The organism is Streptomyces lunalinharesii (assembly GCF_039532155.1).
Lineage (GTDB): Bacteria > Actinomycetota > Actinomycetes > Streptomycetales > Streptomycetaceae > Streptomyces > Streptomyces lunalinharesii.
This window is the reverse complement of record NZ_BAAARK010000025.1, coordinates 83,087-106,763: the sequence shown is the minus strand read 5'-3', so window position 1 is coordinate 106,763 and position 23,677 is coordinate 83,087. Positions and strand designations below refer to the sequence as shown.

At 70.2% G+C, this 23,677-nt stretch carries 24 protein-coding genes; 12 read left to right on the top strand and 12 right to left on the bottom strand.

All coding sequences use genetic code 11. The features are described 5' to 3' along the window. The 3 genes from ABD385_RS29935 to ABD385_RS29925 all read left to right on the top strand — a co-directional run. On the top strand, positions 1-239 hold a 239-nt coding region (locus ABD385_RS29935; protein ID WP_344581953.1), incomplete at its 5' end, for a DNA-directed RNA polymerase subunit alpha C-terminal domain-containing protein. Between the two features lie 407 nt (positions 240-646). Then, complete coding sequence (locus ABD385_RS29930) at positions 647-916, top strand: recombinase family protein (RefSeq protein ID WP_344581951.1); 270 nt, start codon at positions 647-649, stop codon at positions 914-916. Positions 917-1,060: 144 nt separating this feature from the next. Then, a complete protein-coding gene (locus ABD385_RS29925) occupies positions 1,061-2,311 on the top strand; it encodes an MFS transporter (RefSeq protein WP_344581949.1) in 1,251 nt (416 codons plus the stop codon). Between the two features lie 318 nt (positions 2,312-2,629). On the opposite strand, the gene ABD385_RS29920 is transcribed toward ABD385_RS29925, so the two are convergent. After that, positions 2,630-2,980, bottom strand: coding sequence for a winged helix-turn-helix transcriptional regulator (locus ABD385_RS29920; protein WP_425585511.1), 351 nt, complete (start codon positions 2,978-2,980; stop codon positions 2,630-2,632). Between the two features lie 152 nt (positions 2,981-3,132). Between ABD385_RS29920 and ABD385_RS29915 the strand changes: the two genes are divergently transcribed. After that, positions 3,133-3,978, top strand: a complete 846-nt coding sequence (locus ABD385_RS29915; RefSeq protein WP_344581946.1) for an enoyl-CoA hydratase/isomerase family protein — start codon at positions 3,133-3,135, stop codon at positions 3,976-3,978. A 412-nt stretch (positions 3,979-4,390) separates the two neighbouring features. After that, on the top strand, positions 4,391-4,861 hold the full coding sequence (locus ABD385_RS29910; protein ID WP_344581945.1) for a hemerythrin domain-containing protein: 471 nt from the start codon (positions 4,391-4,393) through the stop codon (positions 4,859-4,861). A 219-nt stretch (positions 4,862-5,080) separates the two neighbouring features. Here ABD385_RS29910 and ABD385_RS29905 read toward each other — a convergent pair whose 3' ends face one another. Next, positions 5,081-5,683, bottom strand: a complete 603-nt coding sequence (locus ABD385_RS29905) for a TetR/AcrR family transcriptional regulator (RefSeq protein WP_344581943.1) — start codon at positions 5,681-5,683, stop codon at positions 5,081-5,083. Between the two features lie 110 nt (positions 5,684-5,793). On the opposite strand from ABD385_RS29905, the gene ABD385_RS29900 reads away from it, so the two are divergent. Continuing rightward, entirely contained in the window at positions 5,794-6,576 is a 783-nt protein-coding gene (locus ABD385_RS29900) for an MBL fold metallo-hydrolase (RefSeq protein ID WP_344581941.1), read from the top strand. 92 nt (positions 6,577-6,668) lie between these two features. Here the strand turns inward: ABD385_RS29900 and ABD385_RS29895 are convergent, their stop codons facing one another. Together ABD385_RS29895 and ABD385_RS29890 are read right to left on the bottom strand one after the other, a co-directional pair. After that, positions 6,669-7,199: an L-type lectin family protein gene (locus tag ABD385_RS29895; RefSeq protein WP_344581939.1), complete on the bottom strand. Its 531-nt coding sequence runs from the start codon at positions 7,197-7,199 to the stop codon at positions 6,669-6,671. Between the two features lie 236 nt (positions 7,200-7,435). Beyond that, positions 7,436-7,834, bottom strand: coding sequence for a winged helix-turn-helix transcriptional regulator (locus ABD385_RS29890; protein WP_344581937.1), 399 nt, complete (start codon positions 7,832-7,834; stop codon positions 7,436-7,438). A gap of 196 nt (positions 7,835-8,030) precedes the next feature. On the opposite strand from ABD385_RS29890, the gene ABD385_RS29885 reads away from it, so the two are divergent. Next, complete coding sequence (locus ABD385_RS29885) at positions 8,031-8,756, top strand: alpha/beta hydrolase (protein WP_344581936.1); 726 nt, start codon at positions 8,031-8,033, stop codon at positions 8,754-8,756. 78 nt (positions 8,757-8,834) lie between these two features. Here the strand turns inward: ABD385_RS29885 and ABD385_RS29880 are convergent, their stop codons facing one another. After that, positions 8,835-9,242, bottom strand: a complete 408-nt coding sequence (locus ABD385_RS29880) for a winged helix-turn-helix transcriptional regulator (protein ID WP_344581934.1) — start codon at positions 9,240-9,242, stop codon at positions 8,835-8,837. 124 nt (positions 9,243-9,366) lie between these two features. Here ABD385_RS29880 and ABD385_RS29875 point away from each other — a divergent pair, with 124 nt between their 5' ends. Continuing rightward, a complete protein-coding gene (locus ABD385_RS29875; protein WP_344581932.1) occupies positions 9,367-10,218 on the top strand; it encodes an SDR family oxidoreductase in 852 nt (283 codons plus the stop codon). 202 nt (positions 10,219-10,420) lie between these two features. On the opposite strand, the gene ABD385_RS29870 is transcribed toward ABD385_RS29875, so the two are convergent. Continuing rightward, positions 10,421-12,760: an ATP-binding protein gene (locus tag ABD385_RS29870; protein WP_344581930.1), complete on the bottom strand. Its 2,340-nt coding sequence runs from the start codon at positions 12,758-12,760 to the stop codon at positions 10,421-10,423. A 137-nt stretch (positions 12,761-12,897) separates the two neighbouring features. On the opposite strand from ABD385_RS29870, the gene ABD385_RS29865 reads away from it, so the two are divergent. Then, positions 12,898-13,809 (top strand): hypothetical protein, encoded by a 912-nt coding sequence (locus ABD385_RS29865; protein ID WP_344581928.1) that lies wholly within the window; start codon positions 12,898-12,900, stop codon positions 13,807-13,809. A gap of 141 nt (positions 13,810-13,950) precedes the next feature. Here the strand turns inward: ABD385_RS29865 and ABD385_RS29860 are convergent, their stop codons facing one another. Both ABD385_RS29860 and ABD385_RS29855 read right to left on the bottom strand, forming a co-directional pair. Next, positions 13,951-14,082, bottom strand: a complete 132-nt coding sequence (locus ABD385_RS29860; protein WP_344581926.1) for a hypothetical protein — start codon at positions 14,080-14,082, stop codon at positions 13,951-13,953. Between the two features lie 59 nt (positions 14,083-14,141). Next, entirely contained in the window at positions 14,142-14,732 is a 591-nt protein-coding gene (locus ABD385_RS29855) for a TetR/AcrR family transcriptional regulator (protein WP_344581924.1), read from the bottom strand. A 189-nt stretch (positions 14,733-14,921) separates the two neighbouring features. Here ABD385_RS29855 and ABD385_RS29850 point away from each other — a divergent pair, with 189 nt between their 5' ends. Then, positions 14,922-15,854 carry an alpha/beta fold hydrolase gene (locus tag ABD385_RS29850; RefSeq protein ID WP_344581922.1) on the top strand — a complete coding sequence of 311 codons (933 nt, stop codon included), beginning with the start codon at positions 14,922-14,924 and terminating at the stop codon, positions 15,852-15,854. Between the two features lie 201 nt (positions 15,855-16,055). On the opposite strand, the gene ABD385_RS29845 is transcribed toward ABD385_RS29850, so the two are convergent. Together ABD385_RS29845 and ABD385_RS29840 are read right to left on the bottom strand one after the other, a co-directional pair. Further along, on the bottom strand, positions 16,056-16,856 hold the full coding sequence (locus tag ABD385_RS29845) for a hypothetical protein (protein ID WP_344581921.1): 801 nt from the start codon (positions 16,854-16,856) through the stop codon (positions 16,056-16,058). A 217-nt stretch (positions 16,857-17,073) separates the two neighbouring features. Further along, on the bottom strand, positions 17,074-18,441 hold the full coding sequence (locus tag ABD385_RS29840; RefSeq protein ID WP_344581919.1) for an ATP-grasp domain-containing protein: 1,368 nt from the start codon (positions 18,439-18,441) through the stop codon (positions 17,074-17,076). A 398-nt stretch (positions 18,442-18,839) separates the two neighbouring features. Between ABD385_RS29840 and ABD385_RS29835 the strand changes: the two genes are divergently transcribed. Then, positions 18,840-19,313 (top strand): hypothetical protein, encoded by a 474-nt coding sequence (locus ABD385_RS29835; RefSeq protein WP_344581918.1) that lies wholly within the window; start codon positions 18,840-18,842, stop codon positions 19,311-19,313. A gap of 378 nt (positions 19,314-19,691) precedes the next feature. Further along, positions 19,692-20,675: a methyltransferase domain-containing protein gene (locus ABD385_RS29830; RefSeq protein ID WP_344581917.1), complete on the top strand. Its 984-nt coding sequence runs from the start codon at positions 19,692-19,694 to the stop codon at positions 20,673-20,675. A 282-nt stretch (positions 20,676-20,957) separates the two neighbouring features. On the opposite strand, the gene ABD385_RS29825 is transcribed toward ABD385_RS29830, so the two are convergent. Next, complete coding sequence (locus ABD385_RS29825) at positions 20,958-22,661, bottom strand: carbamoyltransferase N-terminal domain-containing protein (protein ID WP_344581915.1); 1,704 nt, start codon at positions 22,659-22,661, stop codon at positions 20,958-20,960. A 163-nt stretch (positions 22,662-22,824) separates the two neighbouring features. Continuing rightward, the gene (locus ABD385_RS29820; RefSeq protein ID WP_344581914.1) at positions 22,825-23,511 is read right to left on the bottom strand and encodes a hypothetical protein; all 687 of its coding nucleotides are present in this window, start codon (positions 23,509-23,511) and stop codon (positions 22,825-22,827) included. Positions 23,512-23,677: the final 166 nt, after the last annotated feature.

Below are 23,677 nucleotides of genomic sequence, written 5' to 3'. Positions count from 1 at the left end.
TCCGCTCCTACAACTGCCTCAAGCGCGAGGGCATCCACTCCGTGGGTGAGCTCGTGGCGCGTTCCGAGGCCGACCTGCTCGACATCCGCAACTTCGGTGCGAAGTCGATCGACGAGGTCAAGGCGAAACTGGCCGGCATGGGCCTGACCTTCCGGGACAGCCCGCCCGGATTCGACCCGACCGCCGCCGCCTTCGACGCGGGTGACGACACCGGCCTGGCCGAGCCCGAGCAGTACTGAACCGCTCCGACGACATCGTCCTGCGGCTCATCCTCGGACGGACCCTGCTCAGGGGCCCGTGATCGCCCCGGCCGCAGGTGAGAGGCGAGGTGTCGTCTGCCGCTCCATGGCCGACCAACGACGCGTGGAGCGGCGGCAGGCCGCGAATCGGGCCCATGGCGCTGCCTGAGGCGGTTGGCCCCGGCTCGGTTTTCCGGCCGTGCCCCGAGGCGGGCGGTCGGACCGTGACTGCGCCGCCTCAGCGGTCCGCCACCGACCGTCGGTCCGCGGTCCGGAGGTTGCCCGGGCGGCTGACTGTGCCGGCCGGTCGGCCGCCCGCCGGTCGGGCGCTGGTCCGGCTCGGCCGTCCGGGCGTCGTCCGGCAGCTCACCTCCGAGGTCAGTTACGGGAGGCCTTAGGCTCCCGGTATGACTGTCTACGGCTATGTCTGCTCCGGTAGCTTGCATGTTGATGACCTGGACAGAGCCCTGTTCACCTCGGGCTGTAGCCAGGTCTTCGATGACCTCGTCGTCAGCACCCTCGCCCGGGCGCCTGGCTGGCGGAAGTTGGTGGGCACGGTGCGGGCCGGTGACACCGTCCGGGTCGCGGACTGGAACAACCTCAGCCGCGACGTGGAGACGGCCGAGTTCATCACCAGCACCCTCACGCACCTCGGCGTCCACGTGGAAACGCTGTAACAACCCCACCCCAGAGCGCAGCACGGAGAGGTCCTCGGAGCTTCGCAGCCGTTGCGCACTCCTCGTCGAGGCCCGCGTCGCGATGAGGGCACGCGATGTGGTGCACCCGCGGCGGGTTCTGCGACCGCTGCTAGCCTGCCGTCCATGATCAAGGGTGGCCTGGCAGGCCGAATAGGCCGCATGGCGGGAGGCAGCAGGCCGGAGCGCGTGCTGATCGCGGCCAGTTTCGTCAACCGGGTCGGCAACGGTCTGTTCAACGCGGCGTCGGCGCTCTATTTCACCTTGGTCGTGGGCCTGCCTGCGGTGCAGGTCGGCGCCGCGCTCACCATCGCCGGAGTGGTGGGCTTGTGCGCGGGCATACCCGGAGGGCAGCTCGCCGACCGACGCGGGGCACGCACGATCATGATGCTGGCCCTCGCGGTCCAGGCGACGTCGATGGCGGCCCTCGTCCTCGTCGAGAGCTGGCGTGCGCTCACGATCATCGCGACGGTCGATCAGATCGCCGCGGCGGCCGGCGGGGCGGCCTGGGGCGCTCTGGTGGTCCGGGTCGGGGGTGAGCGCCCGGCCCTGTTCCGGGCGAAGTTGCGGACCTTCGTCAACCTGGGCGTCATCCTCGGAACGGTGGGTGCCGGGCTGGCACTGGCCGCGGGCACCCGCGGCGCCTATGTCACGCTGATCCTCGGCAACGCGGCGAGCTTCGCCCTGTGCGCGGTGCTGCTGCTCCTGTTGCCCAGCTATCCGGTACTGCCGGCACCGCCGCAGCAGCGTCGCTGGCTGGCCTTCACGGACCGCCCGTTCCTGACGTTCACCGCCCTCTACGGGGCCATGGGACTGCAATACCCGGTGGTTTCCCTGCTCCTGCCGATCTGGATCTCCGAACACACCGAAGCGCCGCGCTGGACGGTGGCCGCACTGTTCGCCGTCAATGCCGCCTTCTGCGTACTGATGCAGACCAGGATCGGCTCCCGCATCGAAACCCCGCACGACGGCGGCAGGGCGTTTCGTACCGCGGGGCTGCTCTTCCTCGTCAGCTGCCCGATGATGGGGCTGGCAGCGTACGCCCCTGTCTGGGCGGCAGCGGGACTGGTCCTGGCAGCGATCTTCGTCCACAGCCTGGCAGAGGTCTGGGAGTCCTCGGCGGGCTTCGCCCTGGGCTTCGGTCTTGCCCCCGACCATGCCCAGGGCCAGTACCAAGGTCTCCTCGGCCTCGGCTTCGGCGCGGGCCAGGCACTTGCCCCCGCGATCCTCACCACGGTGGTGCTCGGCCTCGGCACGGCGGGTTGGCTGCTGCTGGCGTTGTTCTTCGCGGCGCTGGGTGCTGCCGGCCCATCTGTCGCCCACTGGGGCATGCGGACCCGGCCGCAGCCGGGCGTTGCCGCGGAAGCGACGGGATGATCAGGGGGTGGGCGTCAGGAGTCCGCTGCCTGGGGGTGAAAAGCGCGTGTGTGTGAGCATCGCGCTGCCGTTGGAGTATCGACACGGGATGGCACGGGTGGGTGGTCAGGCCGCTCGGCCGTAGCCGTTCGTGCCGGGGGCCTTCGCCGCGCAGCGGACTGAAGTCGACGTCCACGTGCGGGTCGTACGCCTCGGGCCGGATGCCGAGTTCGCGAGTGGAGCCACCCCAGGCGAAACCCGATGTCACCGCCAACGACACTGGTGCGTACGGGTGACGAGCGGGGCTCTCGGTACTCCAAGACGATCCCTGTCGGGCCGTCAGATGTCCGCACGCCGCTCGTCGTACTGGGTGCGGGCGGCTTCGACCGTGTCGAGATGATCGACGACCCACCCCAACATGGCTCGCAGGGGTGACTCAAGGCTCCGGCCCAGGCGGCTGATGCGGTACTCGATCGCCACCGGTTCCGTGGACAGAACCACTCTCTCCACCACGCCGTTGCGCTCCAGTCGCCGCAGGCAGGTGGTCAACGACTTCGGTGTGACTGCGGGCAGGTGTTGACGCAGCTCGCTGAAGCGCCGCGAGCGGTCGCACAACGCATGCAGCACCAGCAGGGACCACTTGTCGAAGAGCTGGTCCAGCAGGCGACGCCCCTCGTCGTCGAGTTCCATCCCGGCCATGGCGGTTCCCTTCGCGATACCTGGTTTCTTTGAAGTGTTTCACTGCTACGAGGTATACAAAGGATATCTAGCAAGCGCTACCAGCGAAGGCGCAACCCATGACCCACGCATACTCGGCCCTCACGGTCTCCGTCACCGGCGGCGTGGCCCAAGCCACCATCGACAACCCGCCGCTCAACCTGTTCGACTCCACCCTTCTGCTTGATCTGGACCGGTTCGCGGACTCGATGTCCGGCAACCACGACGTCCGCGTGATCGTTTTCGACAGTGCGGACCCGGACTTCTTCGTCGCACACGGCGACATGACGATGGCCGACGACCCGGCGTCGTTCGCCGAACTCCCCATCGCGCCTGACGAAGACCAGTCGCTGAACCCGATGATGCGGCTTCATGAGCGCATCCGGTCGCTGCCGCAAGTCACCATCGCCAAACTCCGCGGGCTGGCACGCGGTGGCGGCGCGGAACTCCTGTCCGCGATGGACATGCGCTTCGCGTCGCTCGAGCACGCCGGCCTGGGACAGATCGAGTGCGGGATGGGGATCATTCCCGGCGCGGGAGGCACCGCGTACCTGCCCGATCTCGTCGGCCGCGCCCGCGCCCTGGAGATCATCCTCGGCTGGCAGTTGATCGATGCGGCGACCGCGGAACGGATCGGCTGGGTCAACCGGGCCGTGCCGAGCGCCGAACTCGACCACGTCGTCGACACCCTCGCCGCTCGCATCGCCGCACTGCCGCCCGGCGTCGCCCGCGCCGCGGTCGAAGCGGTCGACGCCGCGACGGAGTCCACCACCCATGGCCTGCGAAAGGCGAACGAGCTGTTCGGCAGCCTCTTCGCCGAACCCGTCGCAGGGCGCTTCACCAGGGCCGCGCTGGCCGCCGGCGCACACACCCGCGACGGAGAACGACACCTCGAAGACATCGTGGAAACCATCGTGGACAAGCTCACCCCCACGCCTGGCCCGGCCGAGCCTCGCCCACTCGAACGTTGAGTGCGCAGGATGGGGGACTGGAACCCGGGCTTCAGGCCCCCATCCTGCGTTGGTCAGCCGAGTCGTGCGTCGGCCACCTGGTGCTCGTGCCCGGGGCCCGGCGGGTGCTGCGCCGGACCGTCGACTCGGGCGGTGCCGCATCGCCCCGGATCACAGGGGCCCGCTGCCCAGCGTGATGGATGCCTGTCCTGCCCCCGAACCGGGCAGGTGGAGAAGTCGGGGGAAGCGGGGGAAGCGGTGTCTGTCAGAGCAACAGGAAGGATGTGGTTGCCAGTTCACCATGGTGCACCTGAGCCCGCGGGGGGGGGGTAGTGTGTGGGGAGCGTCGCGTGTCGGTGGCAGACCGTGTCAGGCATGGAGGCGCCGGATCGAAGGAGGTCGACGATGCGTTCGTCGTACCCTTCGCTCTCGCGTGACTGAGCGCGAGACGACCAGGCTCGTGGCCTGGAGCCAAGAACTCCGTCGGGTGCACAGCCGACTGCGCGAGGCGCTGTCCGTGACCCGCGCCTCTCTTGCCGACGGCGCCCCCGGTGAGGCGGCCACCCGTGAGCTGCTGCTGTACTGCCATGGCTTCTGTACGGCTCTCGACAGCCACCACCAGGGCGAAGACCGCACCCTGTTCCCGGCCGTCGCAGCTGCGCACCCCGAACTGCGCCCGGTGCTGCGCTCGTTGGAGCAGGATCACTCGATGATCGCCGACCTGCTCGGCCGCCTGGGTGCCGCGGTCGACCGGGCTGCGACGCCCGCGGAGCTTGACCAGCACCTCGAAGGCATCGCCGCGCTCATGGAGAACCACTTCCGCTACGAGGAGCGGCAACTGCTCAGCGTGCTGGAAACCCTTGAACTGGCAGCCGTACCCCGGGAGGTGCTCGGCCCGATATGACGCCGAACTGGGCAGGGAGGGGGCGGTGGTGACCGCCACCGTCAGCATGACCAGTCCCGTTGTGCTCCGTTGGCTGCTGGACGTCCTGGCCCCGGCGTCGCCATCCCGTGTGAGCCAACATCGCAGCTGCCGGCCTGACTTGTACGCGCTGCGCCCTGCGGTCCGCCACCGGAGTCGAACTCGCCGCGGTGACTGGCCGGTGCCGGGCCTGGCGTGCGGTCAGGACTGGTCCAGAGCCCGTTCGATCGCGCGGCGGGCCCGGTTTGCGGCTGCCCGGTCGTGGTGGAGCTGCATGGCCGCGTTGAGTGCCAGTCCGGCGGCGACGATCTCGAACAGCGCCTGGTCGACGTCGAACCCGGTGGGCAGTTCGCCGTTCTCCACCGCGGAGGCCAGGTCCGCGCGCAGTTGTTCGCGCCAGCGCGACCACACCTCGGCCACCGCGTCGCGGACCCGGCCCGGGCGGCCGTCGTACTCGGAGAGCGCTGCGGTCATCAGGCAGCCGCCAGGCAACAGGGGCGATTCCAGATAGTCCACGGAGCTGGCGCACACCGCGCGCAGCCGCCGCAGGCCCGGCGGTTCGGCCAGTGCGGGCTCGACCACCCGGTGCCAGAAGTCCACGAACGCCTTGTCCAGGGTGGAGATCTGCAGCGTCTCCTTGGTACCGAAGTGCTTGTGCACCCCTGACTTGCTCATCTCCAGCTCCTCGGCGAGCCGGCCGATGGTGATGCCGTCGAGCCCTTCCTCGGAGGCGATCTCGGCGGCGCGGCTGAGGATCCGGCCCCTGGTGGCCTGAGCTTCGGCCGCTGAGCGTCGTGGTGACATGCAACGAGGATAGCGTACGAGCGTTCGCTATTGATTTGGCGAACGACCGTACGGTAAGTTCCGCGGCAATCACGGGGACAGCGGCAACCACCGGGACGAAGGAGTGCGAGATGCGGGTGCGGCGACTGGGCTGGGCCGGACTGGAGATCGAGGCAGCCGGCGAGCGACTGGTGATCGACTACGTGCGGGACCTCTCACCGCTGTTCACGGGTTGGAAGCCCGGCGAGTGGCTGGCGGCACCGAGCGGGAGGGTCGCCGCCGCACTGGTCACCCACCTGCACCGGGACCACACCGACGCGACCGCACTCGCGGAAGCGCTGACGCCGGGGGCGCCGGTGCTGCGACCGGCACCCGGTCACGGCGACGACGTGGACAACGTGACGACGCTGCCGGCCGAGCGCGAACTGGCCCTGCACCGAATGGCCACCGAGGTCGTCGATGCCTGGTCCACCCGCGACCTCGGGCCGTTCCGCGTCACCGCGGTTCCCTCCGTCGACGGGCTGGGCGACCCACAACTGAACTGGGTGGTGCAGGCCGACGGGCAGCGGGTCTTCCACGGCGGCGACACGATGTTCCACGGCTACTGGTGGCGCATCGCGCGCCGGTTCGGCCCGTTCGACGTGGCGTTCCTACCCGCCAACGGCGCGGTGGTCGATGCGCCGCACCTCCAGCCGCCGAGCCCGCTGCCCGCCGCGATGGACCCGAGGCAGGCCGCCGCGGCCGCAGAGATCCTCGACGCCCGGTACGCCGTCCCGATGCACTACGAGGCGGAGCAGCCAGACAAGATCGCGGGCTACGTCGAAGTCTCCGACCCGGAGCAGGAGTTCCGCACCCACGCCGGACGGCGCGCGCACGTGCTGGCCGTCGGGAAATGGCTGGACCTGGCCACATGACCGGAAACAGCCTCGTGGCCGAGTTGGAGCTGGCCGGCCGAGGAGTCGGCCGGCCAGCAGCTGAATTCTCCCCGCCGGCGGATCAGGCGCCGTCAGGCGTTCTGCTGCGCGAGCAGGTTGGCGACGGTGTTGTGGGCGTCGTTCTTGTCCGGGTAGTCGACGGTGATGTCGACGGGCAGCGACTTGCCTGCGAAGACGACGCGCTTTTGTGAGGAGGCCGGTGGCAGGCTGATTACCAGGTTGCGGACCACGTAGTTGCTGGTGGAGCCGCTGGTGGCGGCCGACAGGCCGAGTTTGAGCGTGTCGGGCAGTGCCGCCTGCCCGTTGTCGTGGGGGATCGTGAAGTCGGCGATGAGCTTCTGCACGCCGCCCGGGGGTCGGAATCCGGCGGTCACTTTTCCGTCGAGGACGGTCAGGTGCACGCGCGCCGGCTTGTCCGCGGTCAGGGACAGGTCGCCGGGCAGGGCCGCGCCCGTCAGGTAGGCGAAGCCCTTGTTCTGGTCACCGGATCCGCGGATGACCATGTTGTTGGGCTTCTGCCCGGGCCCGCCGGTGCCGGCCTCGGCCGGGTTGGAGAACGATCCGTAGTGGTCGGCTCCGATGCCCAGGTAGCCCGCCGTCACGCCGGGCTTTCCGCGGCTGGGGACCAGTCGGCGTGCTGGTCGCGGTGCTGTGCCTGCGCGACGGCCTGGCCGGGTAGCCCGCCCGCGAGAAAGACCAACGCCGCGCCCTCGCCGCCTTCTTGGACGGCTGGGACGCGACGGGAGGGCCGGGAGCCGGCCTCTTCAGGCCGTGACTTCCAACGGGGGATTGTCGGGTGCGGGGGAGTGTCGGATGACGGTCGACGGGCCGCCGTCCGCTACGAGGCCGCAGAGGGGTCCGCGCGGGCGTCGTAGGTGGCGCGGGCATCGTCGATCCGGGAGAGGTGCGCGATGCTCCAATCGAGCAGGGGAGCGGTGGCCTGGCGCAGGGTCATGCCCATCTCGGTGAGCTCGTAACTGACATGCGGCGGCATCACCTCGTGGACCGTGCGCGTCAGGATTCCGTCACGTTCCAGGCTGCGCAGGGTCACAGTCAGCATGCGTTGGCTGATGCCGTCGGTGGCCCGCTTGAGCTCGGTGAAACGGCGCGGGCCGTTCCTGAGATGGCGCACGACCAGCATGGACCACTTGTTCCCGACGATGTTGAGCACCACCCGGGTCCGGCACGCGTCGTCGGACTGCGCCGCCGGCCGCGGATCGCTCTGTGCCGCCTCCATGGTTACCTCCAGAGAACCGGGGCACCGAAAAGTGCCTTATTGCCTGCGGCGCGTCGAGTGCACCAGCATGCAGGTGGTACTCGAACGATACCGAGGCACGAAAGATAACCATCAGAGCCGTGAACCAGCGGCAGGTGGGTGGGTGACCGTGCCGTCTGCTTGTACTTCTGCTTCTGCGAAGGAAGGTTGATACCCCATGACCACGTTTTTGCTGGTACACGGTGCCTGGCACAGCGGACGGTGCTGGGATCGGGTGGTGCCGCTGCTGGAGGCCGCCGGGCACCGGGTGTTCGCGCCGTCCCTGACCGGCTACGGCGACAAGGTGCACCTGCTCGGTCCGGATGTGGGGCTCGATACGCACGTCGACGACGTGGTGGAACTGATCGCTGAGCAGCACCTCAGCGACGTCGTACTCGTCGGCCACAGCTACGCCGGCCTGGTGATCTCCTCCGCGGCCAACCGGATTCCTGAACGCATCGCGCACTTGGTCTACCTCGATGCGATGGTCCCTCAGGACGGCGAGTCCGCGGTCGATGTCCAGCCGGTGGCACGGCAGTTGATCGAACTCGCGGAGAAGTCCGAGAGCGGCTGGCGCGTGCCGCCGATGCCCGAGCGGCCCGCGCCTTTCGGCCTGTTCGGCGTCACCGACCCGGAGGACGTTGCCTGGTTGCGCGGGATGCTCTCGGACCAGCCGGTGCGTTGCCTGCAGCAGCCGGTACGCCTGGACAACCCAGCCGTGAACGAGATTCCGCGCACGCACATACACAACGTCGGCGCCACGCCGTCGGGTATCACCCGTCGCCCCGTTCCCCCGATCCAGCCCAACGGCACTCCCGCGCAGGTCCGGGAGCTGCCGACCGGCCACGACTGCATGATCACCATGCCGGGCGAACTCAGCGAACTGCTCCTCAAGCTGGCCTAGCGCCAGCAGGGCGCCATCAGCGCGAGCTGGTGGTGCCCGGGCCCGGCCGCACGGAGGCGTGGCGGTGGTCGGGTCGCGTCAGGGGCGTTGGGAGTCGTTGCGTCCGGGCTGGTCGGTCGGGCCGGCGTCGTACGTGGCCCGGGCCGTGTGCACGCGGGCTGCGTTGGTCTTGGACCAGTCGGCAATGGCGGTGGTGAGTGCTTCCGCGTCGCGGCCGAGGTCGGTGAGGGCGTATTCGACCCGTGGGGGGATGGTCGGGTACGCGGTGCGGCCGACCAGGCCGTCGCGTTCGAGGTTCCGTAGTGCCTGGGTGAGGGACTTCTGGGTCACGCCCTCGACGTGGCGGCGGAGTTCGGTGAAGCGGAGGGGGCGGGCGTGCCGGCCCAGCACGCCCAGGACGTACAGCGTCCACTTGTTCGCCAGCACGCTGAGAACCGTGCGCGACGGGCAGTCCTTCGAGTACGTGGTCTTCGAGTCGGTATCCATCAGGTACCTATATATCCAAACGGTGCCTACTTCACAACCGATATCGGCCGTGTGCAGGCTATGCAGGGAACTGCGCCGCGCTGCGGAGCAGATCACTCCCCTTGAAGCTGACGACGGAGGCACCATGATTTTGGTAACTGGAGCGACCGGCAAGATCGGCGCGGAAGCGGTCCGGCTCCTGGCCAGGCAGGGCCTCCCCACCAAGGCCCTGGTACGGGACGCGTCGCGCGCCCCGCAGGATGGAAGTTGGCGCGGCGTCGAGATCGCGGTGGGCGACTTCGACCGGCCGGGCACGCTGGACGCGGCACTGGCCGGTGTCGACACCCTGCTGCTCATCAGCCCTTCGGTCCCCGCCCAGGAGATTGCGGTCATCGACAGCGCCGTCGGCCAGGGCGTGCAGCACATCGTCAAGATCACGAACCACAAGGCGACCGAGGATTCCCCCGTCGACCGTCGCCGCGGCCACGCGCGTATCGAGGCTCACCTCAAGGCGAGCGGACTGGCGTACACGCTGCTCGCGCCCAACGTCCTCCTACAGAACCTGTTCCGCGTGGCTCCGATGATCAAGCAGACGCACGGATTCGTGATGTCGGCCGGCGACGGGCAGTTCGGCGCGATCGATTCCCGCGACGTGTCCGCAGCCGCGGCGGCCGTGGCGGCCGATCCCAACGGCCATGAGGCGCACACCTACTTGCTGACCGGCCCGGAACTCGTCACCTACGCGGACGTGGCCGCCGAGCTGACCCGCGCCCTGGGCCAAGAGATCGCGTATCACCGGGTCACGCCCCATCAGCACCGCGAGGCAATGATCCAGGCAGGACTCCCCGAGCCGGTCGCCACCTCCAACGCCCAGGCATTCGGCCTGATCGCCGAGGGAGATGCCGCGTGGCTGTCCGACGACATCGCCACCCTCACGGGACGCAGCCCCCGCACCCTGCGCACCTTCGTCACCGACCACGTCAGCGCTTTCGCGTAGACCTTCGGTCTCCGGGACTACTGAGTTTACGGATTCTGCGGGCTGTGACGTACGGCAAGGGCGTCCTGCCGGACGGCATCGTCAAACTGCTCAACGCCCGCACAGTGAACGCCCGGACGCTCCGGTGGCGGATGCGCCGGCGGGCCGCGCCTTGGGTCCGGGAACGGCCCTTCGCCGGCATCGACCCGCAGCGCTGCCGGCCTCAGTTCCCGGCGGGTTCGTCGCGCCGTTCGTAGGTCCACACCGCCAGTTGCGTGCGCGAGGTGAACCCCAGCTTGCCCAGGATGCGTTCGACGTGGTTCTCCGCGGTGCGCTGCGCGATCGTCAGGCGCGCGGCGATGTCCTTGTTCGTGAGGCCCTCGGCGACCAGCTCCGCGACCTGGCTCTCACGCCGCGTCAGCCCCGGCACCCCGGCCGCGTCGTCGAGCACGTAGGCCATCGCCTCGTCCACGGTGGCGCGTGCCCCGCGGTCGAACTCCCGGTCAAAGGCGGCGGCGGGCAGCGCCTTGCGCACCGCGGTCTCGAAGCGCAGGTGCTGGGCGCGCATGAACGGCGCCGAGGCCAGTCGCCCGCCCAGCGACTCCCACAACAGGCGCAGCACGCCCAGGAGTCGGGCCGCGCGCCGCGGGGTGTCCTGGGTGCTCCAGGCGATGACCTCCACACACATGGCCACGTCCCACCAGTCGTGGAACGGGCGCAGCCGGGCGATGGCCGCCCTGGCCTGCGCGATCGCGTCGTCGGGTGTACCGGCGCGCCAGGCCAGCAGGGCGCGGGCGAGCAGGGCCATGCCGTACAGCCACGACTCGTGGTGCGCGCGGGCGGCCGCCTCGACCTCGCCGCACGCCTCGTCGGCCGCGGCGACCTCACCCCCGTAGGCGTGCGCGATGGCGAACTTGACCCGGCATTCGAAGGCCGCGTCCAGGCAGCCCTGCGCACGGAACTCGGTGTCCGCCCGTGCGAACAGCCCGGCGGCGCTCGCGAAGTCCTCGCGCCAGATGGCGAGTATCCCGTGGTGGTGCCACACCCACGCCAACTCCCGCTGGTGACCGCCCTGTCGGGCCGCCGCCTCACACGCGGCGAGTGCGCGCTGCACATCGACGTCCGGGGCGCCTTGCAGTATGCCCAGGTACGTGTCGGTGACCTGGGCCTGTACGCGGACCGCGGCGTCCGGGCCGGCCGCGTCGGCGCCGTCGTCCTGCGTGTGGTCGGCGGCGAGCAGCTGCGACAGCCAGCGGCGGCCCTCGGGTAGCAGGCCCGCGGTGATCCAGTAGTGCCGGGGCGACACGGCCAGGGCCAGGCCGGCCCGTGCCTGCCCGGGCCGCTCCAGGCAGAACTCCAGGGCCGCACGCAGGTTCGGATGGTCCAGGCGCAGTCGCGTGAACCAGTCGACCTGCCGGGGCCCGAACCACTCCTGCCCGGCCCCTGCGGTCAGTTCGGCGTACCGGTCCCGGTGACGGCCGCGCAGCACGTCGAGCGAGCCGGACGCGGCCAGTCGCTCCAGCCCGTACTCCCGTACCGTCTCCAGCATGTGATAGCGCGAACGCCCGCTATCCTGGCGGCAGTTGACTATCGACCTGGCCACCAGTGCGTCGAGGGCGTCGAGCGCGGCGGCGGGCGGCAGTTCGGCGTCCGTGCAGACCCGTTCGAGGCCCTCCAGGTCGAAGCCGCCGCGGAAGACCGAGGCCCGCGCCCACAGCAACCGCTCACCCGGCGTGCACAGTTCGTGGCTCCAGTCGATCAGCGCGCGCAAGGTGCGCTGCCGTTCGGCGGCGACGCGGCTGCCCCCGGTCAACAGCGCGAACCGGTCTGTGAGCCGCTCCAGGATCTCCTGCGGCGTCAGGCTCCGCACGCGGGCCGCGGCCAGCTCGATCGCGAAGGGCAGCCCGTCCAGACGGCGCACGAGTTCGGCGACGGCAGGGGCATCGGACGCTGTCAAGGCGAAGCCGGTCAGGACGGCCGCGGCCCGGTCGGCGAACAACGCGACGGCCGGATTGCCGCTCAGGGCGCGCACGTCGTGACCCGCGGCGGCGTCCGGCACCGGCAACGGCTCCACGGAGAAGACCTGTTCGCCCGCGATGCCGAGCGGCTGCCGGCTGGTCGCCAGGACGCGCAGCCCGGGCGCGGCCCGCAACAGCGCGTCGGTGAGCCGGGCGCACGTGTCGAGCAGGTGCTCGCAGTTGTCCAGGACCAACAGTGCGCGCCGCTCGCGCAACCAATCGGCGAGGACGGCCGTCGCGTCGACGCCAGGGTGCCCCGCGGGCGCCACGTCGAGGGTGCCGAGGACGCTCGGCGCGAGTAACTCGGGGTCCCGCAGGTCGGCGAGTTCGACGACGTACACGCCGTCGGGAAACGCCGAGCGCGCCGCGTTCGCCGCGACGCGCAGCGCCAGCCGGGTCTTGCCCACGCCGCCGACGCCACTGAGCGTGACCAGGCGTGCGCCGGCGAGCAGCCGGGCGATCCGAGCCGTCTCCGCCCGCCGCCCGATCAGCGACGTCCGCTCACCGTCGAGGCCGAACGCCCTCGTAACGGCCATCGTTTCCATGAGCGGCCATCTTACGGACGCACGGCGACGGCACAGGCACCGCGGGCGCGCGGGAATTGAGTAGTTCTCCCGTTGCCCCGCGCGCGCACCCGCCCGAGACTCGACGACGCGACATCGGACGATCACGGGGGTGTGTGTTGTCGGCAGCGGCGGCGGCAGGGCGGGAGCGGGCCGAGTGGCTGGGGGAGCGGGTGTGGACCTACCAGGGGACACTGCCTCGCAGGCCCCTGACCGTGCTGGTCCCGCTCGTCATCTCGTTCATCGTGCTGTGCACCCTCGCCGGCGACCACTACGACCAGGAGTCCTCGTTCCGCCTCGCGTTCTGGGCGGTGCCCGGGGCGGGCGCGGCGTGCGTCGCCCTGTGCGTGCGGCACACCCGGATCCGGATCCGGGAGTACGAGCACGGCTTCGAACTGCGCCGGCCCGGGCGCCGCACCCTGCGGTACGCCTGGCAGGAGATCGCCTCCGTCGAGTCGACCCGGGTGTCCGTCCACATCAACCTGAGCCATTCGCACGACGTGCTCAAGACCGTGATCCGTCCGTACGCGGGCGGCCGGATCCGGGTCAGGGGCCTGGACTACGTCAAGGTCCGTGAGGAGTCCGGCTTCTGGCGGCTGCTCTCGGGAGCGAGCCCCGACACCGGCGCACGCTTCGTCACGACGGCGACGCGAGCCGTCGCCGAGGCCGTTGCACAACGCCATTTGGACGAGCTCGACGCGGGTGGCGCGGTCCGCTGGGGCGCCCTGACCTTCACCGGCGAAGGACTGACGCTCAACCCCTTCCCCGGCCCGCTGCACTGGTCCCGGATCGCCCTCGTCTCCGCGAGCCCGGGCAGCGGCGTCCGGCTCGACGTACGGGGACTGGCCAGGCACGTCGGCAGCCAGGCCCTTGCGGCGCGCGCGACAAAGGCGGGCTACCGCACCGAAGGGGACCGGCTGGAGGTGTTCATGCCCGTCCGCCGACCCGGATCGGACTACGCGGCGCTGAGCATCCTGCTCGCCCGCGGCCACGCCCTACACGGCGAGCGACACGAAAGACGCGAGCGATGACGCGGCGCCGGGCGCTGCGGTGGGCCAGGCAGGGCTGGGGCGAGGAACCACGCGCGTCTTTGAGATGGCGGTATGCGACTTGGTGCCCGATTCGCTGCTTCGTCCGGGGTGAGCGGGCAGGTCGCGACGGCGGCGGGCGTCCTACGGCCGCGGCTGGGTGAACAAGCCCTGCTCGGTCTCGGACAGCATCCCGCGCTCGACGAGCCGCTTGAGTTCCAGGCGGGTGTTGTGGATGTCGTGGGTGTTGTCGGGTGCGGGGGCCCTGACGCGCACCCTGACGCATCGCGGGTTCTGCTCAGGCAGACGGCGAAGTCCGCATCGCCGGAGACGTCTCAGTCGCTCGCGTCGAGAGTCTGCGCAAGTGCGTCGAGGGTCACGTCGACGATGGCGCGCAGCTGCTCCGTGCTCGTTCCGGCTCGGCTCATGACGGCGAGGGACTGGTTCACGGCCGCAAGGTGGGTCGCGAAGGACTCGGCCGCCTCGTCGTGCAGTCGGCCGGCCTTCAGTGCGGCGCGTAGCCGGGTGTGCTGGAGGCCGATCGCCTCCCGTGCGCGCGCGGCGACGTTCGCGCTCAGCACTGGGGTCGCCATGACGGTTTGGGCCACCAGGCATCCGTCGGGCAGGCCGGGGTCCGCGATGCGTCGCAGGGTGATGTCGAAGAACGCCCGCGCGGCTGCCAGGGGCCGGTCGGCGGCGCAGGACAACGCGGCGTCGTACTTGGCTCCGTAGCGCGTGGTGTAGCGCTCCAGGCAGCGCATGAAGAGCGTGTCCTTGTCGCCGAGGGAGGAGTAGATGGAGCTGCGGTTGAGCCCGGTCGCCCGGGACAGGTCGTCCAGCGACGTGTCCGCGTAGCCGGCCCGCCAGAACTGGATCATCGCGGCGTCGAGCGCCGTGGCGATGTCGAACTGCTTCTTGCCTGCCATGCCGGCGCCTCCCTCGTGCTCTGCCTTCTTGGTGAAGCCCATCATCCCATCTTGAACCAATCGGTCCAAGATGGGTTAGGGTGAAGGCGTGATCATGGCCGGGTCCCAGGCAAACGGGCAGCGCAGCGACACGCGCACCTGACACCGTCAGCAGACTGTCAACACACCTCACACCAGTGGAGGAGAATCATGAACGACCCCGACAGTGCCCCCAGCGTCTCCGGCAACCCGGTCCGGGACCTGCCGTTGCCTGACCTGGCCGGTTTCACCCACCGTTGGGTCGACGCGGGCGGCGTCCGGCTTCACGCGGTCGAGGGCGGCCAGCCGGACGGCCCAGCCGTCGTGCTGCTCGCCGGGTTCCCGCAGACCTGGTGGGCATGGCGCAAGGTGATGCCGTGCCTGGCCGACCGATTCCACGTCATCGCGATCGACCTGCCGGGCCAGGGTCATTCCGAACGCCCGGACATCAGCTACGACACGCACACGGTCGCCGCGCACGTCCATGCCGCGGTCAAGGCGCTCGGAGTCTCGACCTACTGGCTGGTCGCCCACGACATCGGCGCGTGGGTCGCCTTTTCCCTCGCCTTGAAGTACCAGAGCCAGTTGCGCGGCCTGGCACTGCTCGACGCAGGCATCCCGGGCATCACACTCCCTGCCGCCATTCCGACCGACCCCGAGCAGGCGTGGAAGACCTGGCACTTCGCCTTCCACCTCGTGCCCGACCTGCCCGAGGCACTGCTCGCCGGCCGCGAACGGGAGTACGTCGGCTGGTTCCTGAAGGTCAAGGCCCTCTCCTCCGACGCCTTCGACGACGCCGAAATCGAGCAGTACGCCGCGTCCGTGGCCGCCGACGGCGGTCTCCGTGCGTCCCTGGCCTACTACCGGGACGCCGCCGAGTCGGCGCAGAAGAACCACGAAGCGCTGGAACAACAGCGCCTGACGGTCCCGGTTCTTGGGATCTCCAGCAGCCACGGCTCCATCCCCGACATGGCAGCTTCCATCAGGCCGTGGGCCGACCACACCACCGGGATCGTCGTGCCGGACGCAGGACACTTCATCCCCGATGAACAGCCCGAGGCCGTCGCTACCGCGCTGACCGACTTCATCACCGAAGACGATTGAGACTCGGCGGAAGCAAGTCCCAGGACCGGCACCCGCACCCCTGACCGCCTCAGCTGTCCGGCATCGCAGTACTGCGACTCCGTCTGGTCTGCTCTGCGGGTGATGAATGAGCGTCACCGAACTCGTCGCACAAGGAAGGCGCTCGTTTCGGAGGGCCCGGGCGGCTCGGAAGCCCCGGGTGTGGTGTGGTCGGTGCGGCGTTCACTGCTGCTCTGCCGGCACGGTCACCTCGGCGAGGAGTTCGCCGGCGAGTCCGTTGATGGAGCAGCGCGTGATGAGGCTGTCGTGCTGCGCCAGGTGGACTTGTATGTCGGATGCGCGGGCACTGACGCTCACCTCATCGCGTGGTGACCGGAAGACGGTGCTGCGCGGGACCAGGGCTGCCATGGCCACACTGATGCCTGCGCTGAGTGGCAGGTGCGGGTGCCACCGGCCGAGATAGACGGTGCGTGCGGTCAGCACTCCGGCCGCTGTCCATTCTGCAACGGCGATCTTGGGGAGTTCGCTACTGCCAGGCAGGCCAAGGTGCCTGGCGGCATGCCGTCGGATCCGGCGCAGCCGGTCCAGCAACAGGGCCCCCGGGTCGGGTTTCCTCAGGGTTTCCACGGCAACGTCGAGGTCTGCGGCGCGCACGATGACGTACGGGTTGGCTGCCTTGAGCAGGGTGGTCGGTGTGCCGTCGACCTTCCAGCAGGCATCGCTGCCGGGCAGGGTGAAGCTCTCGGGCCGTTGCCCGTGGAAGCGGGGCGTGACGTCGGCTTCGACGGGCACGTGTCGCGTCGAGGTGTCGCCGAAGTGGGTGTCGATCCGCAGCCCGGTCGCGCTGTTGACGATGGTGAGGCGAACCGGAGGGCGCGCTGCAACACAGGCGACAGCTGCGGCGATCATGGAGTTCCCGCAGTCCGCGGATTCCTCGAACTGACGGGAACGATCGTCCGTGCCGGGTTGGACCTGGAGGAAGCGGCAGCTGATCTCGGCATCGGTGCAGTGCTCGATGATCACCACTTTGGTGCAGTGCCAACCGGCCTGCCCGACGTGGCGAAGGGCCCGGCGCAGCAGGTCCGTGCGCTGCGCGGGGTCGTGCGGAAGGTTCTCCGCGTGCAGGACAGCGGTCGGGGAGGGAGCGGCGTTGGTCACGGCGATCCGCACCCGGATGTCTGGCCATGGTGCGTGCCGGCGGGACTGGCGGGGGCTGCGCTCCGTCGTTTTCATGGGCACCCTAGAACCCGCAGTCCTTCAGCGCCGCACACATCGCGATGGGGAACGCGTCGACGAACAGGGGGTGCACGCAGGAGTGAGCCCCGACGTTCGCGCCGTTCATCTCGATGGGCCACGCACGACCGTCGTCGGTGAGCAGGAAGTCGACGGACCCGTAGGCGAACGGCACCGGGCCGTCGGAGCGTTGGCGCGCATCGGCCACTGCGGCCGCCCAGAGCAGACTGGCCGCCTGACCGAGCCGCACGAGGTCCTCGCCGGTCAGGCGGAGTGCTGCTTGCACGTGAGGTGCCGTCAGCGGCAGGCTCTGCAGGCCCGCGCGGGCCTGGTGGTCCGCGGTTCCGGAGAAACTGGACGAGCACATGGCGGCATCGAACTCGCCCCGGATGCTGAAGGGTTGGGACGCCGTCCGCACCATGCCGGGCAGCGCACGCAGACCGGAGGTCTCAGGATCAGCGGTCACGAACATGCGCAGGTCGCAGACCCGACCATCGAGTTTCATCGACTCCACGAAGGGCGAGACGGTGACCGGATAGGGGGCCGTCTGCCCGTACGCGCGCAGTACGGAGTGCTCCAGTTCGTCCACGGCGCGGTCGATCGCCTGAGCACGCGGCAAGACGTCGTTGGGGCCGAGGAACGTCACCCCGGCGCCCCGGGAGGCGGCGAAGGGCCGCAGAACCACGCCCTGCCTGTCCGCCAGCCAGGGCAGCACGGCCTCCCGGATCTCTTCACGCGTCCAGGCAAGAGCGAAGTCAGGAACGGCAACCCCGAGCCTGCTCAGCGCCTCGTGCTCCCGTGCGCCCAGTGCCAGCTGCGCCGCCTTGAGCAGCGTGATGCCGGTCCCGTTGACGAACCGGGTGCGAAAGCCGTCCAGTCGGGGCGCCAGCGTGCCCTCCTGCGGCCTGGCCGGATGCGGAGTGTGCCCGGCGCGGGCCAGGTAGCCGACCGTCATCTCGCTGGCCACGACGTCGATCCGTCGCCCGTGGACAGCGAGTTGTCCCTGCTCGGTGCAGGTCAGACGGTCCATCGCGGCGTCGAACGGGCAGAACAGGAGTAGCTTCTCCTCCCGGTTCGACAGAGGGCTCTCGTCGCCGTCGAGGAAGTGCTCCGTGACGACCCGGTACTGAGGGTCGGCCCGCAGGAACCGGTCGGCGCAATTGGCGCGGTCGATGATCGCGGCGGTTCGCCGGGGATACAGCCAGGCCACCACGGCACCGTCAGGCGGCGGACCCGACGGCTGAAGCGGCTCCAAGCGCTGCCACGACCCCTCCCACACCTCTCGGGTACGCCGCGGCGACTGCCGTTGACCGACCCTCTCCTCCGTCGTATGCCATTCCCCCTGCTGCGCCGCACGGAACAGCGACTCCCGCATGCAAGCCCTCACCTCTGCGCCATTCCGCCACGAGCCGGCCGCAGCGGGAAACTCCCGGCATCACGTCACCGAGTGGGTTTCCGCAGACCAACCCGTCCATCCTCAACCGCGGCAGCAATCACCCCATCAGGCGTACGGCCCCATGCGGTGCCGGGAGCCGACTGCTATCCGAAGTTCTCCTACCGTTCGTGGCAGCGCTGCGCCATGGACGTTGACGGAGAGGACCTGGCGAACCTCGCGGCCGCGCACGGCTCGCCGGCGGCAGCCCGCGCCCTGGCCGCGGCCGGGGACGGCGGCGCCGCGGTTCCCGGGCCGTCTGCTGCTCCCGCACCGCCGCCTATCTGGCCAACGGGGCCGCGGGCCTGGGATGTCAGAGGTGCCAAGTAGCCTCAGGCGTCATGGGAATTGAGATTGACGTAGTCGTGGGTTACCCGATCAACGATGAGGTGGAGAGGGTGCTCGGGTTGGCCGAGGCGGTCGGTGAGCCCGTCACTGTCACGTTCAAGTGGGAGGGGAGCACAGCGGCGGAGCGCGCCGTGCTGGTGCCCGCGGTCACGCTGGCGCTCTGGGAGCATTGGGCCCCCACCGCCTACCCGAAGGGTGACGCCGGGGGCGAGAGCCGAGCTGAAGAGGCAGGACCGGAACTGGCTCATCCAGAGGAATTCGGTGCGTTCACGCTCTTTCGCCGTCGGATAGGAGGGCGCACGGCGGTCGCCCGCGGAGGCGTGGTGGTCGCCGAGTTGCTGGACCCCGGCGAGGCGCACTGGCTCCAAGAGCAGGCCCGCAACGTCCGCCAAGGCTTCATGGATCCGAAGCAACGGGCGGCGTTCGAGGAGTTCCTTGCCCGCCAGCCACCCGTCGACGAGCAGTGACACCCCCAGTCATGTGCTTCGGCCAGGTCCTTCGGCCAGGTCCTTCTGACCGCGGGCCGGTGGCCGGCCCGCGGTCATGGCGGGCCAGCGGCAGGAGTGCGCGTACGCGCTCGTGCCCGCGGCCGGCTCCGGCGTCGAGGAGGTCCTGTTCGAGACGGCCGAGCCTGCCGACGGCTCCTGGAGCCCCCGGCGAACTGACTGCGGGTGTGGGAGGGGTCGTTCGTCCGCTCCCTGCGGCTGCTCGCCGGCTTCGATCCGCTCCTCGTCGCGCTGCACTGTCCAGGGGCTGTGGCCGGTGGACTCCCCGTGGGTTCGCCACGCCGCGGAGGCCTTTCCCCGCCACCGCGGCTGTGGACCTGGAACGGGCACGACTACGAAGTGGTCGACCGTGACGTGGAGCCCGCGGGCTGGGCCCAACTGCTTTACGCCGGACCGTACGAGTCGACCGTCACCCAGATCGCCGGCGGGCTGCCCACCTCCGGCCTCTCGTGCGAGTCGGTCGTCGCCGACATGCTCGACTCGCTGGTCCTGGAGCCCGGTCACACCACGCTGGAACTGGGCACCGCGACCGGCCGCAACGCCCGACTCCTCGCCGCCCAGGCCGGTCCCGGCCGCGTGGTCAGCGTCGAGTACGACTCGCAGCTCGCCGCGGCCGCGACCGCCAACTTGGAGGTCACGGGCGGCGGCGTGAAAGTCCGCGTGGGCGACGGCAACGTCGGTGCCCCCGAAGACGGCCCGTACGACCGCGTCATCTCCACCTACGCCGTCGAGACGGTGCCGTGGGCCTGGGTGGAGCAGACCCGTCCCGGTGGCCGGATCGTCATGCCCTGGGGCCGACTCGGGCACGTTGCCTTGACGGTGGCAGCCGACGGTCAGTCGGCGCACGGATGGGTCCAAGGGCTGGCGACGTTCATGCCCTCCCGTGGCGCCGAGGGGCCCCTCTGGGAGCAGGTACGCGACGGGCACCCGACCGCTGTGGAGACGGTGTTCGGCCTTGACCTCGCAGCCCTCCATGCGGACCACCACGCGGTGTTCGCGCTGCGGGTCATCCGTCCCGACATCCAGGTCCGCACCGCAGCGAGAGAGCACGGCGTGACCGCCTGGGTCCACGACGGGCGGTCCTCCTGGGCACTGGTCGAATACGACGGCCGAGGCCCGGCGGTCGCACAGCAGGGCGGTCCGCGGTGCCTGGCCGACGAGCTGACCTCCGGCTGGCGCGAATGGCAGCAGGCCGGCGCCCCGGAGCTGTGGGACTTCGGCATGACGCGCACACCCCACACCCAGTACATGTGGGCGCACGACCCCGAGACGGGCCCACGCTGGGGCCGCCGCGAGCCCAAGGCGGGTGACCTGGCCGCGTGAAGCCGTGGGAGGCCGCGTGAGGCCGTGTGAAACCGGCCCGCGCTCAGGAGTGGGAGCGGGCCGGGTGGTTGGGAAGTGGTCGTCGATGGCTGTTGGTTCGTGTCGCCAGACGGGAAGGCGCAGCTGGGCCTATGGCTGAGCGCCGGCGCCCGCCGGTAGTGGTGTATCCGTCGTTGCCTTCCGGCGGCTGGTGGCCGGCGGGTGACGGCCGGCGGGTGACGGCCGACGCCGGGACCCTGGGGCCCGCATCATCAGGGGGAGGGCGCTTGGAAGAGAGCCCCGTCAGGTGGCCGACGGGTGTGTGTACAGCGTGCCCTCGGACCAGATGTAGCGGGTGCCTCCCCACGCGGCGGCGGAGGCCACGTCGGGGAAGAAGCCCCTGCCCTCGTGGTTGGCGCTGGTGTTGCACAGCACCGGTACGCCGCTGAGCTGCTCGTAGGCGGTCAGGATCCGTGCGGTGGCGGTGTTCTGGGACGGGTCGATGGTCTGTAGTCGCGCGGTGCCGTCCAGGTGGACGACCGCGGGGACGCGGTCGGCCCAGCCGGGCCGCAGGCGGTGCTCGAAGAGCATGTACGGGTCGCGGGTGCCGGGGGAAAAGACCTCTTGGGCACGTGTGGTGAGACAGATCGGTGCGACGGGACGGTAACCGGCCCTGTTCTTGAGGTGGTTGAGCCGGTCCTTCATGCCTGGGTCGGTGGCGGGGGCCAGGATGCTGCGGTTGCCCAGCGCACGCGGCCCGAGTTCGGCGCGCCCCGACAGGACGACGACCGGTTCTCCCTCGGTGTGCAACAGCCCTGCCAGTTGCCGTTCGTCGCAAGGGCGTTCCCGCCACCCGGCCGGGAGCGTCCCGGTCGTGATGCGGGGCCCGCTGTGGACGTCCCACTCCAGTGCCGGGTGGCCGCCCGCCCGGATCATCTCGCAGGCGGCGGTGCCGATCGCGGCACCCGAATCGTTCGGGAACGGTGCGATCCAGATGTCCTCGAACAGACCGCTGGCCCGCAGCATGCTGTTCCACTTGATGTTCAGCGCGCACCCTCCTCCGAACACCAGGCGAGGCCGCCGGGAGGAAGCCTCGCGCTGCTGTCCGCGGGCGGGCAGCCGTCGCCGGAGCGTCGCGGAGAGCCGGCGCAGCAGCAGGTCACCGAGATAGCCCTGGAACGTGGCGATGAGGTCGGCGTCCGTCAGTCCGGGTAACAACTCGTCGCGGTTGGCGGCGACCTTCTTGCCGAAGTACGCCGCGTTGTCCGGCGACACGGTCGGGAACGCGGCGATGAGTTCGTCGAAAACCGGGTAGGCGGACTCCTCGATGCGGCCGAGCGCCGCGTAGGCCATCGCCTTGCCCGCGACGGACAGATGGCGCCGGGTGCTCTCCTCCTCCGATCCCGCCTCGGTCCGGGGTCGGAACGGGTCGAACTGCACACTGAAGTCGGCGAAGCTGTTGCCGGTGAAGGGCATCAGTTCGGCCACCGGTGTCGCCGTGCGTCCGACCGCGTCGACGTCGTAGAGGCGGGGCACCGTGACGCCGTCCCACACGAGGGCGAGCGCGTCCTGGCCGCGTGCCGCGAACGGACTGGTGCAGTAGGCGCCGAAGAGGTGGTTGCTGACGTGGTGGTAGCTCGCGTACCCCCGGTTCCCGGGAGCGAAGTCGTGGTCGGCGAAGGCGTAGCGCCACAGCGGGTCCCGGGTGCCGGGACGATCCTGATAGGGCGCGACCGTGAGCGTCGTCGGTCGGCCGTCCCGGCGGGTACGGACGAGGGTGTTTTCGGCTGCGCCCTCCTCCAACCAGCCGTCCACGACGAACCGGTCGACGTCCCGGACGTCCAGGCCCTCCGCCGTGAGGATCTCCGCCACCCGCGCCAGGTCGCCCAGGTAGTCGTACCGCCGCCCGTTGCCGAGCTTCTCCACCTCGATGCTGAACAGGAGCCGGTTGCCGTCGATGACGGCCACACCGCCGTCGTGCGTGACCTTGATGCCGCAGATCAACATTGCTCCGCCAGGCCCTTCCGCTCAGCGCTCCGCCGCCCGTGCACTCCACGCAACCAGGTCCTCATACCCGCCGCGGGCCCGAGGACGTGGCCCCGGGGCGGATCGGGGCATCCTGTGGTCCGGCGCCGGGGGAGTCGCCGGCGCGTCGTCGCGGGCGCCGCGGTCACCGCCCCGAAGGGCCCGGGCGCCGCTCGCGGGACCGCGCGAACGCCGGGTACACCGGCAACGTCAGTATCTCCCACTTCTTGGCCACCTGCCTCAACAGCGCCCCCACCACGTCCCGCACAGCGGGGTAGTCACCGTCCACGAGGACTTCCTCCGCCCGCTCCCACCGGTACCTGAGCACCTGCCGTCGCGTCGGCCCCGTGGACCGCTTCGGTTGCATCGGCCCGTCGGCGGCCGCCACCCGGCGCAGCCAGTACGCCGTGGCATCCACCGTCCACACCGCGGTCGCCCACCTCATGCCGGCCTCCCACACCGCGTCGTCGGCCAACTGAGCTAAGGCACCGACTATTTCGGTGCGAAACGCGCGCTCGACCTCTGCCAGCACCTCGTCCGGCATTCGGTACACGCACCAGCAGCTGGGAAACGGGCTGCGGCAGTACGCGGCGATCAGGGACACGGGTAGGTGCCCCGACAGTTCGAAGTCGATCAGGTGCACACCGCCGGGCGCGACCAGTGCGTTGTACGGACAGGGGTCTCCCGGTGTGAAGGCCGAGAGCGCCTGGTCCCCGGCCGTCGCGATCCGGCGGAGCTCCGTCGCCAGCCCGACCGGGACCGCAATGCCGTCGGCCTCGAACGCGGCAAGGAACTCCCGGCCGTTCCGTTCGATCCACGGCTCGTTCCCCACCACAACCCACCCGTGCCGTACCGCTCGCGCAGCTTGTCGAACTCGTCCCGCCGCCCCACCGACGCGGCGGCCAAGCGACCGAGTTCCCGCGCCCACCCCCGTAGCCCCCGCGCCGCGGCCGAGGCATCCGCGCCGACCAGCACCTCGGCCAACGACAGGGCGGGGC

Coding starts and splice junctions, on each gene's coding strand:
- ABD385_RS29825 (WP_344581915.1), bottom strand. CDS start 22,661: ATGTTGATCTGCGGCATCAAGGTCACGCACGACGGCGGTGTGGCCGTC.
- ABD385_RS29920 (WP_425585511.1), bottom strand. CDS start 2,980: ATGGAACTCGACGACGAGGGGCGTCGCCTGCTGGACCAGCTCTTCGAC.
- ABD385_RS29885 (WP_344581936.1), top strand. CDS start 8,031: ATGACCACGTTTTTGCTGGTACACGGTGCCTGGCACAGCGGACGGTGC.
- ABD385_RS29905 (WP_344581943.1), bottom strand. CDS start 5,683: ATGTCACCACGACGCTCAGCGGCCGAAGCTCAGGCCACCAGGGGCCGG.
- ABD385_RS29870 (WP_344581930.1), bottom strand. CDS start 12,760: ATGGAAACGATGGCCGTTACGAGGGCGTTCGGCCTCGACGGTGAGCGG.
- ABD385_RS29875 (WP_344581932.1), top strand. CDS start 9,367: ATGATTTTGGTAACTGGAGCGACCGGCAAGATCGGCGCGGAAGCGGTC.
- ABD385_RS29890 (WP_344581937.1), bottom strand. CDS start 7,834: ATGGAGGCGGCACAGAGCGATCCGCGGCCGGCGGCGCAGTCCGACGAC.
- ABD385_RS29855 (WP_344581924.1), bottom strand. CDS start 14,732: ATGGCAGGCAAGAAGCAGTTCGACATCGCCACGGCGCTCGACGCCGCG.
- ABD385_RS29835 (WP_344581918.1), top strand. CDS start 18,840: ATGGGAATTGAGATTGACGTAGTCGTGGGTTACCCGATCAACGATGAG.
- ABD385_RS29930 (WP_344581951.1), top strand. CDS start 647: ATGACTGTCTACGGCTATGTCTGCTCCGGTAGCTTGCATGTTGATGAC.
- ABD385_RS29880 (WP_344581934.1), bottom strand. CDS start 9,242: ATGGATACCGACTCGAAGACCACGTACTCGAAGGACTGCCCGTCGCGC.
- ABD385_RS29840 (WP_344581919.1), bottom strand. CDS start 18,441: ATGCGGGAGTCGCTGTTCCGTGCGGCGCAGCAGGGGGAATGGCATACG.
- ABD385_RS29850 (WP_344581922.1), top strand. CDS start 14,922: ATGAACGACCCCGACAGTGCCCCCAGCGTCTCCGGCAACCCGGTCCGG.
- ABD385_RS29900 (WP_344581941.1), top strand. CDS start 5,794: ATGCGGGTGCGGCGACTGGGCTGGGCCGGACTGGAGATCGAGGCAGCC.
- ABD385_RS29925 (WP_344581949.1), top strand. CDS start 1,061: ATGATCAAGGGTGGCCTGGCAGGCCGAATAGGCCGCATGGCGGGAGGC.